Source organism: Planctopirus sp. SH287 (assembly GCF_056500625.1).
On sequence record NZ_CM151403.1, the window covers coordinates 3,841,089 to 3,856,713 of the forward strand.

Annotated in this window: 10 protein-coding genes; 7 read left to right on the forward strand and 3 right to left on the reverse strand. The window is 53.5% G+C overall.

From position 1 onward, the window contains the following. The first annotated feature begins 24 nt into the window (after positions 1-24). Complete coding sequence (locus tag SH287x_RS14195; protein ID WP_479514981.1) at positions 25-1,452, forward strand: IS1380 family transposase; 1,428 nt, start codon at positions 25-27, stop codon at positions 1,450-1,452. 485 nt (positions 1,453-1,937) lie between these two features. Here SH287x_RS14195 and SH287x_RS14200 read toward each other — a convergent pair whose 3' ends face one another. Continuing rightward, positions 1,938-3,269 (reverse strand): ABC transporter permease, encoded by a 1,332-nt coding sequence (locus tag SH287x_RS14200; RefSeq protein ID WP_479514983.1) that lies wholly within the window; start codon positions 3,267-3,269, stop codon positions 1,938-1,940. Positions 3,270-3,502: 233 nt separating this feature from the next. On the opposite strand from SH287x_RS14200, the gene SH287x_RS14205 reads away from it, so the two are divergent. The 5 genes from SH287x_RS14205 to SH287x_RS14225 all read left to right on the forward strand — a co-directional run bounded on the left by SH287x_RS14205 (position 3,503) and on the right by SH287x_RS14225 (position 12,309). Next, positions 3,503-4,942 carry an excinuclease ABC subunit UvrC gene (locus tag SH287x_RS14205; RefSeq protein ID WP_488199490.1) on the forward strand — a complete coding sequence of 480 codons (1,440 nt, stop codon included), beginning with the start codon at positions 3,503-3,505 and terminating at the stop codon, positions 4,940-4,942. A gap of 346 nt (positions 4,943-5,288) precedes the next feature. Beyond that, entirely contained in the window at positions 5,289-6,419 is a 1,131-nt protein-coding gene (locus SH287x_RS14210; RefSeq protein ID WP_479514984.1) for a polysaccharide biosynthesis/export family protein, read from the forward strand. Positions 6,420-6,580: 161 nt separating this feature from the next. Next, positions 6,581-8,878, forward strand: a complete 2,298-nt coding sequence (locus tag SH287x_RS14215; protein ID WP_479514985.1) for a polysaccharide biosynthesis tyrosine autokinase — start codon at positions 6,581-6,583, stop codon at positions 8,876-8,878. Next, on the forward strand, positions 8,878-11,715 hold the full coding sequence (locus tag SH287x_RS14220; protein ID WP_479514986.1) for an O-antigen ligase family protein: 2,838 nt from the start codon (positions 8,878-8,880) through the stop codon (positions 11,713-11,715). Before SH287x_RS14215 ends, SH287x_RS14220 begins: the two co-directional genes overlap by 1 nt. A 135-nt stretch (positions 11,716-11,850) precedes the next feature. Then, a complete protein-coding gene (locus SH287x_RS14225; RefSeq protein WP_479514987.1) occupies positions 11,851-12,309 on the forward strand; it encodes an EexN family lipoprotein in 459 nt (152 codons plus the stop codon). 405 nt (positions 12,310-12,714) lie between these two features. Here the strand turns inward: SH287x_RS14225 and SH287x_RS14230 are convergent, their stop codons facing one another. After that, the gene (locus SH287x_RS14230; protein ID WP_479514988.1) at positions 12,715-12,948 is read right to left on the reverse strand and encodes an RNA-binding S4 domain-containing protein; all 234 of its coding nucleotides are present in this window, start codon (positions 12,946-12,948) and stop codon (positions 12,715-12,717) included. 262 nt (positions 12,949-13,210) lie between these two features. Here SH287x_RS14230 and SH287x_RS14235 point away from each other — a divergent pair, with 262 nt between their 5' ends. Beyond that, on the forward strand, positions 13,211-13,810 hold the full coding sequence (locus SH287x_RS14235; RefSeq protein ID WP_479514989.1) for an anthranilate synthase component II: 600 nt from the start codon (positions 13,211-13,213) through the stop codon (positions 13,808-13,810). A 79-nt stretch (positions 13,811-13,889) separates the two neighbouring features. Here SH287x_RS14235 and SH287x_RS14240 read toward each other — a convergent pair whose 3' ends face one another. Beyond that, positions 13,890-15,077, reverse strand: a complete 1,188-nt coding sequence (locus SH287x_RS14240) for a PDZ domain-containing protein (RefSeq protein ID WP_479514990.1) — start codon at positions 15,075-15,077, stop codon at positions 13,890-13,892. Between the last annotated feature and the right edge of the window lie 548 nt (positions 15,078-15,625).

Consider the following 15,625-nt stretch of genomic DNA (forward strand, 5'->3'; position numbering starts at 1 on the left):
ACGCCAGCACAAGGACGTCTCGTCATGACAGAGTGTAACACGCAGCAGCTGCTCTTTCAGCACCACGATCGCCGGGAAGTGGTCGCTGATTTTGACGGCGGGAAGATCACTTCCGATGCCGGGGGGCTCTTACTCCGCGAAGTCGAAGAGCGGTTCGGCATCGTCCGCCAGTTGGCCGGGTGTTTCACCGATCATCGCGATGAAGAACTCATTGAATTCACCGTGGAAGAACTCCTGCTCCAGCGGGTGATGGGGCTGGCTTTGGGGTATGAAGACCTCAACGATCACGAACAACTTCGCCATGATCCTCTCCTGGCGCTGCTCTGTGGACGAAAGGATATCACTGGCCACAATCGCCTCCATCCACAAGATCACGGCAAGCCGCTGGCGGGCAAGAGCACGCTCAACCGGCTGGAACTCACACCGCCCGGAGCCAGTGCGAAAAGTCGCTACAAGAAGATTGTCGCCAGCATCGACCAGTTGCAGGAAACGCTGGTCGATATCTTCATTCGGATGAAGGCCAAACTGTGCGTACCGCCAGAACTGATTCTCGACTTCGACGCCACAGACAACCCCATTCACGGCGATCAGCTTGGCAAGTTCTTTCACGGGTACTACCAGAATTATTGCTACCTGCCGCTGTACTGTTTTTGTGATGGCTGGCCGCTCCTGGCCTTACTCAAACCCTCGAATATCGACGCCTGTGCGGGCACCGTGGAGGTCTTGGCGAAGATCGTTCCCAAGCTGCGTGCTGCCTGGCCTCAGGTGCGGATCATTGTGCGTGGCGACAGCGGCTTCTGTCGCGAAGCGATCCTGCACTGGTGTGAACAAAACCGCGTGGATTATGTCTTCGGCCTGGCCAAGAACAAGAGATTGCTGAACATCATCGGGAAAGAATTGCACGAGGCGCAAGCTCTGTTCGAGCAGACTCAGGCCTCTTCCCGGGTGTTCAAAGACTTTGAGTATCGCACCCGGAAAAGCTGGTCGCAGGCCCGCCGGGTGGTGGGCAAGGCTGAGCACTTATCGAAAGGGAGCAACCCCCGGTTCGTGGTGACGAGTCTGCCGGAAAGACGCATGGCTGCCCGGCCGCTATACGAGGATCTGTATTGTGCTCGCGGCGAGATGGAGAACCGGATTAAAGAACAGCAGTTGTTCCTGTTCGCCGACCGCACGAGTACCCACGCCATGCGCAGTAATCAGTTGCGGGTGCTGTTCTCGACCATGGCGTATGTGCTGCATAAAGCGCTCAAGGAGTTCGGCCTGAAAGGCACGTCGCTGGCGACAGCTCAGGTCAACACGATTCGGGCCAGGCTGCTCAAGATCGGTGGACGAATCAGTGTGAGTGTGCGACGGGTGGTGCTGTCGTTGTCGCAGGCGTATCCGTATCAGGCGCTGTTCCGAGAGATCCTTGGCAACCTCCGGCGTCAGGAACGGACACCTCTGCGAGTGTAACCAGCCTATGGCTTAGAAATCAGGAGTTTGCCAAGGCCTCTTCGGTCGAAGACCTGTTTCGACAGCGAAGAGCGGGGAGAAGTTCTGCGCTGAGCAGAGTAAAAAACCATGAACCCGCCGGAAATCCGTTGCAATTCCGCTCCGCGATCACGAAATCCCCAACGATCGGCCCCCACCAGCCCTCCAACCGATTACCAACCAGCAAAAAAACACCACCCCCACGCCCTGGTGAGATATCCGGGGTAGGAGGTTGTCTCCAGAAGGCGTTAATGAAACAAAGGGTTTTGTCGAAATTCCGGAGAAGTATGAATCATCCAGGCTAGCGCGAGGCAGAACGTTTCTTGTTTGACCGAGTAAGGCCTCGCCAAGTTGACTCAAACTGCGACCTCTCACCGGCTTTGCCGGCCCAGGTTGCAAAGCAACCTGGGCTACCCGCTGAACGGAAAGAGCAGGGCGAGAAAAGCATGATTTCATGAAGCACGTCGTCAGATTTTGGTCATGCTTCGGAATCTCACAAAGCCCAGCGAAAAAAAGCACAGGGAAAATGCAAGCAGCATGCCGCAGCTTTGGAGAACCACGGGAGTGTCGACAACTCGCCGTGTGAGCACCACATCAAATCCAATGAGTGACCAGGCATGAGGTGTGGCCAGACTGATGGTTTGCATCATCGGTGGAAGCCAGTCACGTGGCATGAAGCAGCCGCTGATGGCTGCAAGAAGAATCACCAGCGAAGTCCCATAAGCCGCCACCTGCTGGTCTGTCTGAACAACCGTGGCCAGCAACAATCCCAAAGACGTTGCTGCCAGGGACGTGCAAAGAATCATCGGGATCAGCCAGACAGGATCTGGCCCCCAGGACATTTGAAAGAAGAGTTTTCCCGCCACAAAAAGCAGACAAACCTGTGCCAGCGAAACCATAAAGTATGGCAGCGTTTTTCCCAGCAAAATACCAAGAATCGGGATGGGCGCGATGCGTAAGCGATCCAGCGTTCCCCGGTCGCGCTCCGCCAAAAATGAACGGGCCATGACGTTCACCACAAAGAAGACGAACATCACCGTGAAGCCGGGAACCAGAATCAGATAAACATTCGCGGCAGAATTGGATTTCGGCTTTTCGGTCGTGGGCTTATCCGTGGCCTGTGGCGCAGACTTTTCTTCGTCAGCAGACACAGTTGGGTCGGATGAGGGATTCTCGGTTGAAGAGGATTCGGTCGCTGGTGTGCCATCGCTGGATGTTGCTGGCTGATCAACGGCTTCATCCTCAGAATTGGCAGTATTCTTGATGAAGAATCGCCGGGTGAGCGCGTTTCTTTTGCCAACAATGGGGGCAATCACCTTGAGCATGTCGGAAAGCAGCGCCGCGCGAAACATGTCGGCATCGACCAGTCCCTGACGGATATCCAGCGTCAAATCGATGGCACTCAGCCCGGAAGAAAGCTGGCCATGATCAGGATCCAGCACGTCTTTTAACCCCAGGTCATCAATGCGCGTGGTGAAGTCGGGGCCAATGACCAGAGCTGCATCAACACGACCAAGATCAACCATGCTCAGAGCTTCTGAGGCGTTTTTCACCATGCGGACGTCTAGATTCGGGCGAGACTGATAGCGTTCCACCAACTGCGCACCATATTCGCTGGTGTCCTCATTGGAAATCGCCAGGCGAGGAGCTTTACGAGCATCTCCACCGGTCAGAAGTTGCCCTGTCGACATCCCGACAATGGCAATGAAAACCATCGGGAGAACCAACAAAGTGACGAGAGGCCGACGATCCTTCAGCAACAGTTTCAGATCTTTGACCGTCAACAACCAAAACGACATACAGCATCCCATCTCATCTTCTCACGCCGCCGCCAATCGGGACGTTAAACGATCTTCGTGATATCAGATTCTGGAGCCAGGGCGTTGACAACATCAAGTTGGAGAGTTGGGTGTTTTGCCCCCCAGACGTTTTTATCCATTCGTTAGATTCGTCAGATTCGTTAGCCAGGTGGAATCCCATTTCAAAGAAAGCCGTCTACAATAAGGGTATTCACCGTAGGGAATGATGACCGATGCCCAATCATGACGACCACAGACAAGACGAACACAGACAAGAAGACCACTTACAAAATGACCCTCCCTTACCGGCTGACGGGCTGAACTTGCTCCCACTGTTGCCAGCCGAGGAACAAATTCTGGTTCCTGCCAGAGTTTTACCACGAGAAAAGGTCAGGCAGTTTCCCACAACTCCCGGCGTCTATCTGATGAAAGATGCCCTGGGACGTGTGATCTATGTCGGGAAAGCCATCAATCTGCGAAATCGCGCGGGAAGCTATTTTACAAAAATTGCAGCCGAAGACCTGAGAACCATCGATCTGATCCCGGAAATCCATGATATCGACTACCTCTCAGCTGATTCAGAGGTCGACGCGTTGTTGCTGGAAGCCCGGCTGATCAAGGATATTCAGCCGCGATTCAACACCGCGCTCAAAGATGGCAAAACCTTTCCCTACTTGCAGATTACAACACGGGAACCCTTTCCACGTGTTGAGTTTACGCGAAAACCGCTCTCGCGTGGCGTCAAGCTCTATGGCCCTTTTATCAGTGCCCGCAAGCTACGGGGGGCCATCGCGATTGTGCAGAAGATTTTCCGTTTTCGCACCTGCACGCTAGATATTCGGCCTGAAGACGAAAAGTGGCGTTGGTTCAGACCCTGCCTGCTGGCCACGCTGGGTCAGTGCAGTGCGCCTTGCAATCAGCGGATCACTAAAGAGGAATACCGTCGCGATGTCCGTCGGCTGATCATGTTTCTGGAAGGCAAGAAAGACCGTTTGATCAAGCTGATGAACGCTGAAATGCTGGCAGCGTCAAAAGAATTGAAATTTGAAAAGGCCGCCCGTATTCGTGATCAGGTCAAAGCTCTGGAGACTCTGCAACAACGGGGAAATCTGGCAGATCACGCTCAGCCTGAAGCTTTTTATGTTGATCCCAAGAAAGGGTTACAAGGCCTGAAAAAAGTCTTTGGCATGAGTTCCCTCCCACGACGGATCGAAGGGGTTGATATTGCCCATCTTCAGGGTGGGGAAACGGTTGCCAGCCTGGTGCAGTTTATTGACGGTGTCCCGTTTAAGCACGGATATAAACGATTCAAAATCCGTACGGTCGATGGCATCGATGATTTCGCCTCCATGCGAGAAGTGGTCAGCCGCAGGTTTCGCCGGCTCGATCAGGAAGGCGAACCTTTCCCTGACATTCTTTTGATTGATGGAGGCAAAGGACAATTAGGGGCCGCCATGGAGGCATTGAAATCGATTGGCGTCACTCCTCCGCTCACGATCTCGCTCGCCAAGCGGGAAGAAGAAATCTTTGTGCCCGGAGAAAGTGAGCCACGGGTGCTCAGCAAACATTCGTATGCGTTACGTTTGCTTCAATCGGTTCGTGATGAGTCACACCGCTTTGCTCAGCAGTACCACCACCTGCTGCGAAAAAAATCGACCTTCGGAGAAGAATGATCTTTCAGGCCGTTTTTTGCACTCTTTTTAGGCTGGCCTTCACCGTTTTGGATGGGCCATCACAATTTCAGGCTGGACTTCGCAGTGGGTCGTGACCTCCATGCGTCATCCCCACCAACCCAAACGACTTGTCCTTCCCACCTTTCTAATAGGCATCGTCGTTTGCGCGAGATGGAGAGTTTGGGATAGAGATCGTTGACATGTCGTCCAAACGCGATCAAGACTTAAGCCAAAATCAATCCGGGTTGACCAATTTCTGGGCATGACCTATACCCGCTGTATGCGTGGGCAGGATGCCCTCGGCAATGAATCGCCGCGCTTTCGATTGCCGCAATGGAACTGCGACATGAGGCTTGAAAAACAAATACCGATGAAGGCCATCATCCTGATTATGGGGGTGCTGAGCTTTATTTCCGGTTGCAGCTCACCGAATCATTATTCGGCCACGACTCTTCCTCCGCAGCTCGTTGCTCAGAAGGCTCAAAACGCTCAGACGCTTGATCTCTCCAAACTGGCGACACAGTATCCCAGCAATGAATTGATCGGCACGGGCGATGTGGTGGAAGTCACCATTGCTGCTGGCCTGGGTGCGACCGAGGCGGTGATTTTTCCCACGCGTGTGGGTGAAGACGGACAAGCGAACATCCCGATTGTGGGGCCGGTCGAACTGGCAGGCATTGAGCTTGTTGATGCCGAAGGAGTCATTGCCGCTGCTGCTGTCAGCCGGGGACTCTATCGTCAACCTCACGTGACAGTGACCATGAAGCGCCGCAGGCTCAATCGCGTCACGGTTCTGGGAGCCGTCAATAAGCCTGGCGTCGTGGAATTGCCACGTGATGCCAGTGATCTTCTGGCAGCGATTGTGGCGGCTGGAAACCTCTCACCAGTTGCAGGAACACACGTCGAGATTCGTAATCCAGAATCCACCGCTCCCGGAAAGCTGCCACAAAGCGATCCAATCGCCCGCTTGAGTGGGCACTCTGATATGACAGACAACGATGGCCCGGAACTGGGAAACCCTGCTCCAGGCGTTGGTGCGAAGAAGGCCATCCAAATCGATCTGGTCTCAGCCGTCAAAGAAGGACGAGGGACTGAATATAAACTGTCAGACGGCGCGGTCATTAACGTCGAACGGCATGATTATCAGCCACTTCAAGTCATCGGATTAGTCACCAAGCCTGGCAAATTTGACTTCCCCGTCGGGAAAGATGTTCATGTTCTTGATGCCATTGCCCTGGCAGGTGGCGTTTCCTCAAAAGCGGCCAATAAGGTCTATGTCATCCGGAAGCGTACGAGTGAATCCGACCCGGCCGTCGTGACCGTCAGCATGCAGAAAGCCAAATCCAACGGGCAGGAGAACCTGCTGTTGCAACCCGGTGATGTGATATCCGTCGAACAGACCGCCGCCACAATCATGCTCGATACGGTTACACAAGTGATTCGATTCACCGTTGGGGGAAGTGCTGCGATTTTCTAATGACAGAAGTTGCTTCACGCTTATTAAAGCAACTCCTTTTAATACGGTTCAACAAGACCTTCAAACTGCTGACCATCAACATCCACACGCATTGGGAAGACCTTTAACGGGCCAGAACGAGATCTTCCCATTCGCTCTAACTGTGAGAAAGCCCGCCCCTGATGTCTGCATCGCCCGATTATGAATCTGGTCTGCCAGGGTCTTCGTCCCTGATGATGCCGGAGGCGAATACCATGCAGACGCTCATGCGTTTCTGGCGGAGCATTCAATATCGGAAAGGCCTGATTATCTTTTCCGTGCTACTCTGTGGCACGTTGGGCGCGATCTATTTTCTGATTTCAACCCGTTTCTATGAATCAAAAGCCGAGTTGCTGATTCTTCAGACTGGCGGACAAGTTCTGGATGGCGCTCCCGAAGGAGCCGCCATGAAAGATTTGATGCCCACCTATGAACGTATCATGCAGGGCGAAATTGTCCTGGCAGAGGCCGCCAAGAGGCTTCCCGTCAAGTATCGGACAGACTTCAAAGGAGCAGCAGTCCAGGACTGGCCTTCTGTTTTGAAGAGGATGATCACGGTTCGCTCAGCGCGTCAGACCAATGTGCTGGAGCTGAATTGTCGGTCTCAGGATCCTAAAGCCGCCGCAGCAATTCTCTATGCTGTTCTTGGTGCTTCAATCGATTTTCTCAACAAGAACCATCAAGGCACATCGCAAGAAATCCTGCAGATTCTCTCTAAAGAAAAGTTGGAACTGGAACAGAGGCTGGCGATTCGTGAAGCCGAGTTGATCGAGATGCGCAGTCGCTCCCTCACGTTTGTCAGCAACGGCAACGACGGAGCCACCAACGTGGCTGTCGCTCGCGTGGTCAGACTCAACGAAGAGTACATGAAAGCCAAAGAGGAAACCCTGCGTGCCAGTGCTCAATTGATGGCCCTCGAACAGGCCATTTCTCGTGGCGAAGATGTCCTTCAGTTTGCCATGGCCAGCATGGACGTGGTCGGCAAGCAGTTTCTCATGGGGGAACTGGGGCTTGATTCGCAGGAAAGTTATGCCGTCTCACGTATGACGGAGCAGCTTCTCGGAGAACAGGCCAAGCTCAAGTCGGCTCTGGAAACCTACGGCCCCAATCATCCCAAAGTCGTAGAGCTTCGCGACGCCATCTCGGCTAAGGAACTCTGGATGTCCAGCCGACAGCAAGTCAACAATGAACGACTCAAGAAATTGAGAACCGAGGAACTGACCCCGCGTCTGCTTCAAATGGCAACACAACGTGTTCAGCATGCCCAACAGCATGAAAATTCCGTCAGTACTCAGTTCGATCACGAACGTCAAAGTGCACTGGCTCTGAATGGCGAACTGGCCAAACTGGAAATTCTCCAGATGGATACCAAGCGGCTCAGGTCATTCTATGATCTGGTGCTCGAACGAATTCGCGGCATCGATCTCGGAAAAGATAAAGGGATTCGAACCGCAGTGGTGGGGGAACCGAAAGTCAATCCTCGTCCGGTGCATCCCAAGCTATCCCTGACTGTCGCCATGTCTTTAATGGCGGGGGTTTCTCTGGGACTGGCACTGGTCTATCTCATGGATCTGCTCGACGATCGATTCCGCTCGCCTGAGGAAATCAGCCTGCAACTGGGATCACCAGTGCTTTCTCTGATTCCGACACTCCCCGTGTATGATGGCAATGGGATGGAATCGATTCACGCCTTTATGGCACCCAATGATTCTTCGACAGAAGCCTTCCGAACTCTCCGAACAGCCATTCAGTTTGCCGGTGACGATATCCGACGTCTGGTGATTACCAGCACGGAACCCGGCGACGGCAAGACCACCGTCTCTTCAAACATCTCTGTCGCTTATGCACAGTCGGGCCGACGCACATTGATCATCGATTGTGACATGCGGCGTCCGGGACTTTCCAAAACCATGAAACTCCGTGGTTCCTACGGGCTTTCAACAATTCTCCGCAGCAATGATTCGATGGAAGAAGCTCTCCGGGAAAACATTGTTGTCTCCGAATTGACCGGTCTGGATATCATCCCTGCCGGCCCAAGACCGGCCAATCCTCTCGAACTCCTGACCAGCACACGTTTCAGTGAATTACTGGCGTATGTCGAAACTCAGTATGACCAGATTCTCATCGACGCACCGCCAATTCTTGCGGTGAGTGATGCCGGCGTTCTGGGACGTATGGTTGATGGCGTTGTGCTTGTTGTTCGTCCCGATAAAAACCAGAGGCGGTCAGTCATCCGTGCGGTCGAAACTCTCCGGATGTGGGGCAGCAACTTGTTGGGGCTGGTCCTCAACAACATGTCGAATGATCGGGCAGGAGGCTACGGCTACGGGTATGGATACGGCTATGGCTATGGTCATAGCGATATCGAACCCGATCATGATGACACCCACGACCATGTCGATTATCACAATTCCGGACATTCATCGCGAATGGCAGCCTGATGGCGAGCATCACAGACGAACAATCGACATCTCCTCGCAGGCGGCATCGCTCACGTAGCCGTTCATCGTCTCATGCTGTCAAGACGTCGCCGTCATTGCTCGCGAACTCAAGACACTGGACGCTGGTTGATCTTGCCGTCATCCTGCTGGCCTTCTGCATTCCCATGATCATGGGAGGTCGCGAGCCTTACGGCTGGATGGCCATGGCCATTCTCGGCCCGTTCTTGGGGGCCATCTGGTGCCTGCGCCAAGTCGTCACTGATGAACCCACACCGCTGGCCTGGTCGTGGATGTATCTTCCTGTTCTGGTGGTGATCGGGATTCTGCTGTTGCAATTAACCCCGCTCCCTGCGGGTCTGATTCAGACAATCTCCCCGAAACTCGCCTCATTCGTCCCCATCGCAGACGTTGAGCAAGGCTTGATCGCCTGGAACCTGTTGACGGTCTGTCCACATGATTCCCAAGTCGGGACGATCCTTTTTATAACGACAGTGATCGTCTTCGCAGCGACTTTTCAGCATATCCGCAACACTGATGATGCCTGGCGCATGCTGGCCATTGTCTGTGCCTCGGTCATTGTCATGGCCATGTTCGCCCTCCTGCAGTTTTTCACCTCCAATGGCAAGTTCTTCTGGTGGTATGAACATCACTTTGGTGTCGCACAGGATGTCGTCAAAGGGGCATTTACAAACCGAAATAACTTTGCTCATTTCATGGCCATCGGCCTGGGGCCGGTTCTGGCCTGGATGTGCCGCTGGAATTATTTGAAAGAACGTTCCAGTGAAGGATCGTCACAACGTCCAAAGGCTGTTGGCTTCGGGACACGCACAGCTTCAAACCCCGAATTCTCTCTCGAAACCATTCTGTCTTTTGCCCTGATGGCCTGTGTCGCGATCATCGCCTTTGCTTCGCTTCGTTCAATTTCCCGGATGGGAACGATTGCCACCGTCGTTGCGGCGGTCACGTTTTTTGTCGCCGGTGGCCTCGCACGGGTCGTCTCATCACGTTTGATCCTGAGTGGCGTGGTGGGTTGTGCCATCGTGGCGATGGGAATGGTGGTCTTTAAGCCGGAAACGATGGGACTGGATGAAAAGGTCGAAATCGCTCTCGGTGGGGATCTGGACGAAATCGACGGCGAAGATGGCCGGCGAAAACTCTGGATCGCACTGACACAGGTTGTTCAGGATTTTCCGCTGGTCGGTACAGGCATGGGAAGCCACCGGGAGATTTACCCCAGCTATCTGGAAATGAAAGAAGGGGAAGCCGAATACACCCATGCGGAGAGTGGCTATTTTCAGATTGCCGTCGAACTCGGAATTCCCGGCCTTCTCTGTGCTTTGTTTGCTTTAGTGCTTGTCAGCGTGGCCTCGATTCAATTGCTTCGCACCTCTCACCCGGATCATCAATTGCTCGGGGCCGCGATTCTCTCGGCAACAGTCGCAACGGCCCTCCATTCGGTCACGGATTTTGCCTGGTATGCTCCTGGAAATACGGTGATTCTCGCGATACTGGCGGCGATTGCCTGCCGGGCGACCGCTTTCATCTCCACCGAATCAACATCGACTGAAGCATCCTCGGGGCGCTCGACAGACGAGTCGCTGGCCACATCCCAAAACACGAGTGGCACCGCAACGCCTCTGCTGCCGGGATGGACATTGCCACAATGGAGTTATGCGGTTCCCCTCGGCTTGCTGATCTTTCTGGGAGGATATTGGTCGTGGCAGTTAAAGCCCGTTGTCCTGGCCTATGATCACTTTCGTCAGTTCCAATTGCTGATCTTCAAGCCACGCCCAGATATCGAGCCTCAAGAGTCCAGGCAGTTGCAATTGAAGCACATCGTGGCGGCCACCAAGGCTGATCCTAAAGATGGCCGCTATGCGCTGCTGGCATCAATTTTTTTGCGGGATACCTTTGAATTAGCCCAGACTCAAGACTCGGAAAATGGCATGCCACTCTCGCAATTACGAGAAGCGGCCTTAGTGGGTGGCTTTCAGTCGGTCGCAGAAGTTCGGGAATGGTTGAATCGTGCGGTCGGGCCACAACTGAAATACCTCGACGCTTCTCACCAATTAGCTCGCCGAACCACACTCTCCCTGCCACTGCAAGGGATGGCTTATCTGCAAATGCACGATCTGGGATTTGTTCGTGGGTTTTCCGGCCAGCAATGCGAAGGCATGCTTGATCAAGGCTTGACTGTTCGGCCGCATTCACCAGTCCTGCGTCTGGAGCGGGGAAAATCGCTCCTGCTGGCAGGAAAAATTCCCGAGGCCATGGAGTACTGGAAACCCCTCTTCGCGAATCACTCCGGTATCCGAATGCAGATCATCGCCATGCTGGCGTCATCGACCCCCGCTGATCAAATGATTCTCCAATTTCAACCTGATAGTAAGGCGTTGGTCAATCTGCTGGCGGCCTATACCAGTTTGAAGAGCGAAAACGATATTCCCGTCGTCACTGACGCGCTCGCTGCGGCCTATGTGACCGAAGCTCAAGAGGCACCTCATGCCATGGCGATCTCGAAATTGCTTGCAGCGGCACATCAATACTGGGCGGTGAAAAATCTGAATGCCCTGCAATCGGTCGTCACACGCATTGAAGAATTGAAGCCACAATTAATCGCTCACCGGCGGGATTTAAGCACTCACTATACCCGCCTCGAAAACTGGGACTCAGCAGAAGCCCATTTGCGTTGGTGCCTGGATCAACAGCCCAATAACAACAGCCTACTCAAGCAATACGAAGCGGTGGTGCGCTCACAACAGAAGTCACGATCTGGCACCCAAGCCATTATTCCAGCCCGTCATCAAACGTTTAGCACTCCTTCCGCATTCCGTTAATGCCCCCGCTCTTTGAAACGCTTCTCGTAGAACCTCGTCCTCAATCTCCTGCCTGACTTTCACTCTCCCTTTCCATCCTCTCCCATTTCCCCTTCCTCCGCTTTTGAAACTGGTTTATCCCAGAGGAGCCTCCTCATGCGCGGGCGTAATTTTCCCCGGAATCGTCGTCTGGTTGACACCAGTCTCCTGACGACCATTGGCCTGGTTTGCTGCCTGGCCATGGTGCTCATCACAGGATGTGAGTCCATCACAAAACTGAACATTCCCGGTATGGAGTATTACCGCGCCAATCCAGAACTGGCAGCCAAAAAGGAAAAGTGCCAGACGGAATGGCGCGAGCAGCAAAGCCCCGAGGCCCTTTCGTGGCTACTCAAAAACATGATTGATAACGGCATGACCGTCGCCGATGTGAATCAGGCTTTGGGAACAGAAGGAGAGTTCGCCGGCGATCAGACAGAGCGTTACAAAAAAGGCGGGAACTACCTCGTCACCGACGATGGCTACCGCTGGGGGCCGGATGCAAACGGCCGCGTGATTATTCTCTTCTTCCGTAACAACATGCTGGTCAACTTCGACCATCATGAAATCCAGTAAAACCCCGATCGAAAAAACTCCCTCTCCCGCCTGCGCATTGGTCTCTATACATCTTTTATGATTGATGAGAGTGGTCTGGATGGAAACACTGGTGATTCATTGGCCCTCACCCCAGTCATCTCCCAACGGGAGAGGGAGTTCGCCCTTTTGTCCTTGAGAGAGAAGGGCATGAGTATTCTCGACAGGCCCTCAGCAGAAGAAACTTTCCGTGCGAATTGTTTGTTGCCTCTGTGGAAGCGTGGCTGCGAATGCTGTTGTCTTGTTGGCAGCCTCTCTTGCCGGAGAGAAAACTTCTGCGGTCATGTCTCAAAGAATTCGTTGCTGGCCCGAGTGTTCGCAACGGATTTTTTCGTTTTGTTCACCCTCGCTTTCATGCCGAACGATGAAAAACGGGAGGCATCAACCTTATTCCTCGTTGGTGATCAAAGGGGGAAGTGCGCCAGAATCGGGGGGAACAATGGCTGATTCACCGTTCCATGAAACGTGATCCCCGACGCGCATCTTTCTTCCGCGGCGAAGATCAACTTCTCCGTTGACCAGGACTTCACCCTCCTGGATGATAAACTTGGCGTGGCCACCGGTGGCGACCCATCCCTGCTGTTTCAAAAATTGATCAAGTGTCAGAGGCGGCGTAGCCATAGTGAGGGATTTCTTAAAATCCGGGATGTGGATCACATCTCGGAGGGAACCAGCTGCTGAAATGAAGTGTCCTGTTTTCCGCATCGTCATGAAGCCGATGTTGTGAATTGCCTGACGGTATCCGCATCTCATCAACATCGCTACAGTTGGGTGGGTGGCTTTCTCAAGCAGATTTCACAGGTCATTGCCTAACCACTGGTTCCGTGATGTTCGGAAAAAGTGAACCGCGAGCCGCCCGTCCGGGATTGAATGGGTTTACCGCATGCTTTTCGTGCTCGATAACTATGATTCTTTCACTTACAATCTGGTTCAGCGATTCGGGGAAATTGATCCCGCCATTGAAATGCAGATTGCGAGAAATAACGAAATCACGGTTGATGAAGTCGCTGCGATGAAGCCGCAAGCGATTGTTGTCTCTCCTGGGCCTTGCTCACCGACTGAGGCCGGGATTTCCATGGAGTTGATCCGCCGGTTAGGGCCGACCATCCCCACATTGGGAGTCTGTCTGGGGCATCAGTCGATTGCCCAGGTGTTCGATTCTGAAGTTATTCGGGCTTCGCGCTTGATGCACGGCAAACTTTCACAGGTACAGCATACAGGTGAGGGGGTTTTCGCAGGATTGCCCCAGCCGATGACCTGCACCCGTTACCATAGTTTGATTGTGCCTGAAGCCACACTTAGCCCTGATCTCAACGTGACAGCCTGGGTTGACTATCCTGGCCATCCCCGTGAAGTCATGGGACTACAGCATCAGCGGTATCCGATTTATGGAGTCCAGTTTCACCCGGAAAGCTTCCTGACCGAAAGCGGCACAGAGCTTCTCCGCAATTTTCTGGTCATGTCGGGCGTGATCTCCCGCTGAGTCACCTTCTTGCCTTTAAGACGCTTGATATTCTGAGAGAGATGTTTTCCCTGTCGTATTCAAGGGGTTGAAATCACGGCTATTTGACCCATTCACTCAATTCAACCGTCAGCATGAGACGTCGACCGTTACGTAATATATCAACTTCGATTTTGTCGCCTGGTTGTTTCTCTCCAATCAGCTTCACAAGATTCTCGAATGTTCCCGCTTCGTCTTTGCCGAAACGTACCACAATATCCTCGGACCGCAACCCGGCTCTGGCTGCGGGGCTATCCTCTTTGACGCCACGAATTTCCAGAGGAGTGACCCCTTGGGTGGCTGTTATTCCCAGATAAGCGGCGCCGCGCTCCTGCACCTGAAGCCCGGGAACGGCAGCCTGCAGCCGCGCTAACCCGGCGGGTGAAACGGGTGCCCCCTTGACCAGATACAGCAGGTCAAGGCGAGGAATACGGGCCAGGTGTTTGATCCCCTCGTCACCACCAGTCCACTGTCGGCCAATGACAGCATGGCTCCGGACGTTGTCATCATTCTTTCCCGGTCTGGCCAGAGGCCTCCCGGCGACGCCGAAATCGACAGCCTGACTTTCGATCACTCCGCCAAGTTGTTGAAACTGCTTCGTCGCAATTTCGGCGCGTCGCCCTTCAAACTCCCGGAAACTGGCCGTGATCTGGTCTTTGGTGCTCCCTTCGCTGGTCTCGGACAGTTCTTCCATGACATCGCTGATGTCGCTGGCCATCTGGTCGTCGGCTTTGATAAACCACTCCCGCAAAATGCCAGCCCATCGCACGCGCTGCTCTAATGTCTTTTGCGGCCAATTTCGGTCAATCAGGCTGACTGCTGCGGGAGTGACTTTGCTCAACTGATCCTGTGCCAACTCACGAGTCGAAAAATCGGGGTGATCGAGTTGTGTTGATAGAGCTTTAATGGTTCGCGTCAACTCGGCCTGAACTTCGGGAGAAAGTGGTTGAGGAACACGAATCGCAGGCTGTGAGGGGGCCAGTGCCGAGACCGCCGGTTCATGCTCTGATTCTTGAATCACCTTCAAGGGAGGCTGAGGATGAGCCATGACAGACGACGTCATGGTGATCGCTAATAAGGAAATCGGAATCATGGGAAAGAGATTCCAGGCAAGCCCCCAGATCAGTCCCGAAGAGAAAAGGGGAGGATCGCATCGAGGCCTCTGTTGTGAGGCAGATGGTTGAATCGCTTTGTGATTGTTCTCTGCCAGAATCGATGGCTCTTTTCGTAAGAAAAATTCTGGCAACATCACCCCTCCTTCGATCAGTTCCCTGGGAGCCAATGACTCCCACTTGAAGCGTTCCGACCGAACTCAGAGAGAGTCACGGCAGTATTTTCGCATGGTTAAAGAGAACACGCACGCCCTTTCCTTCAGGGACGGCAGGTCAACACTTAATTATGGAGAGTTCTGCCCGTCTGGACTACTGGAATTTCTTTGAGATCTCTGAACAGGGCCGTGGTGAAGATCGACGGTGCTCACTGAAAACATATATCGTTGGGTTCTGATGAGATAAATCTGAGGAGATAAAAACGACAAACCCTGATTCCCGCCTTCATCTTCTGAAGCATCGGGAATCAGGGTTTGTCGAAGCGATGGCATCGCCAGGTCAGGAATTCTTGTGGGGCGAATTGTTCCGAGTTGGATTGTTTAACACCGGGCTTTCCCGCTCAGGGACAATTGTGTTGGGCGAATGTGCGTTTGACCAATTTGGCCAAGAAATTCGTCCGGTCATGTCCTGTGGCATCTCAGGCAGAATGCCAGCGGACGTTGTTCCCACTGAGACTGATCGCTTCCCC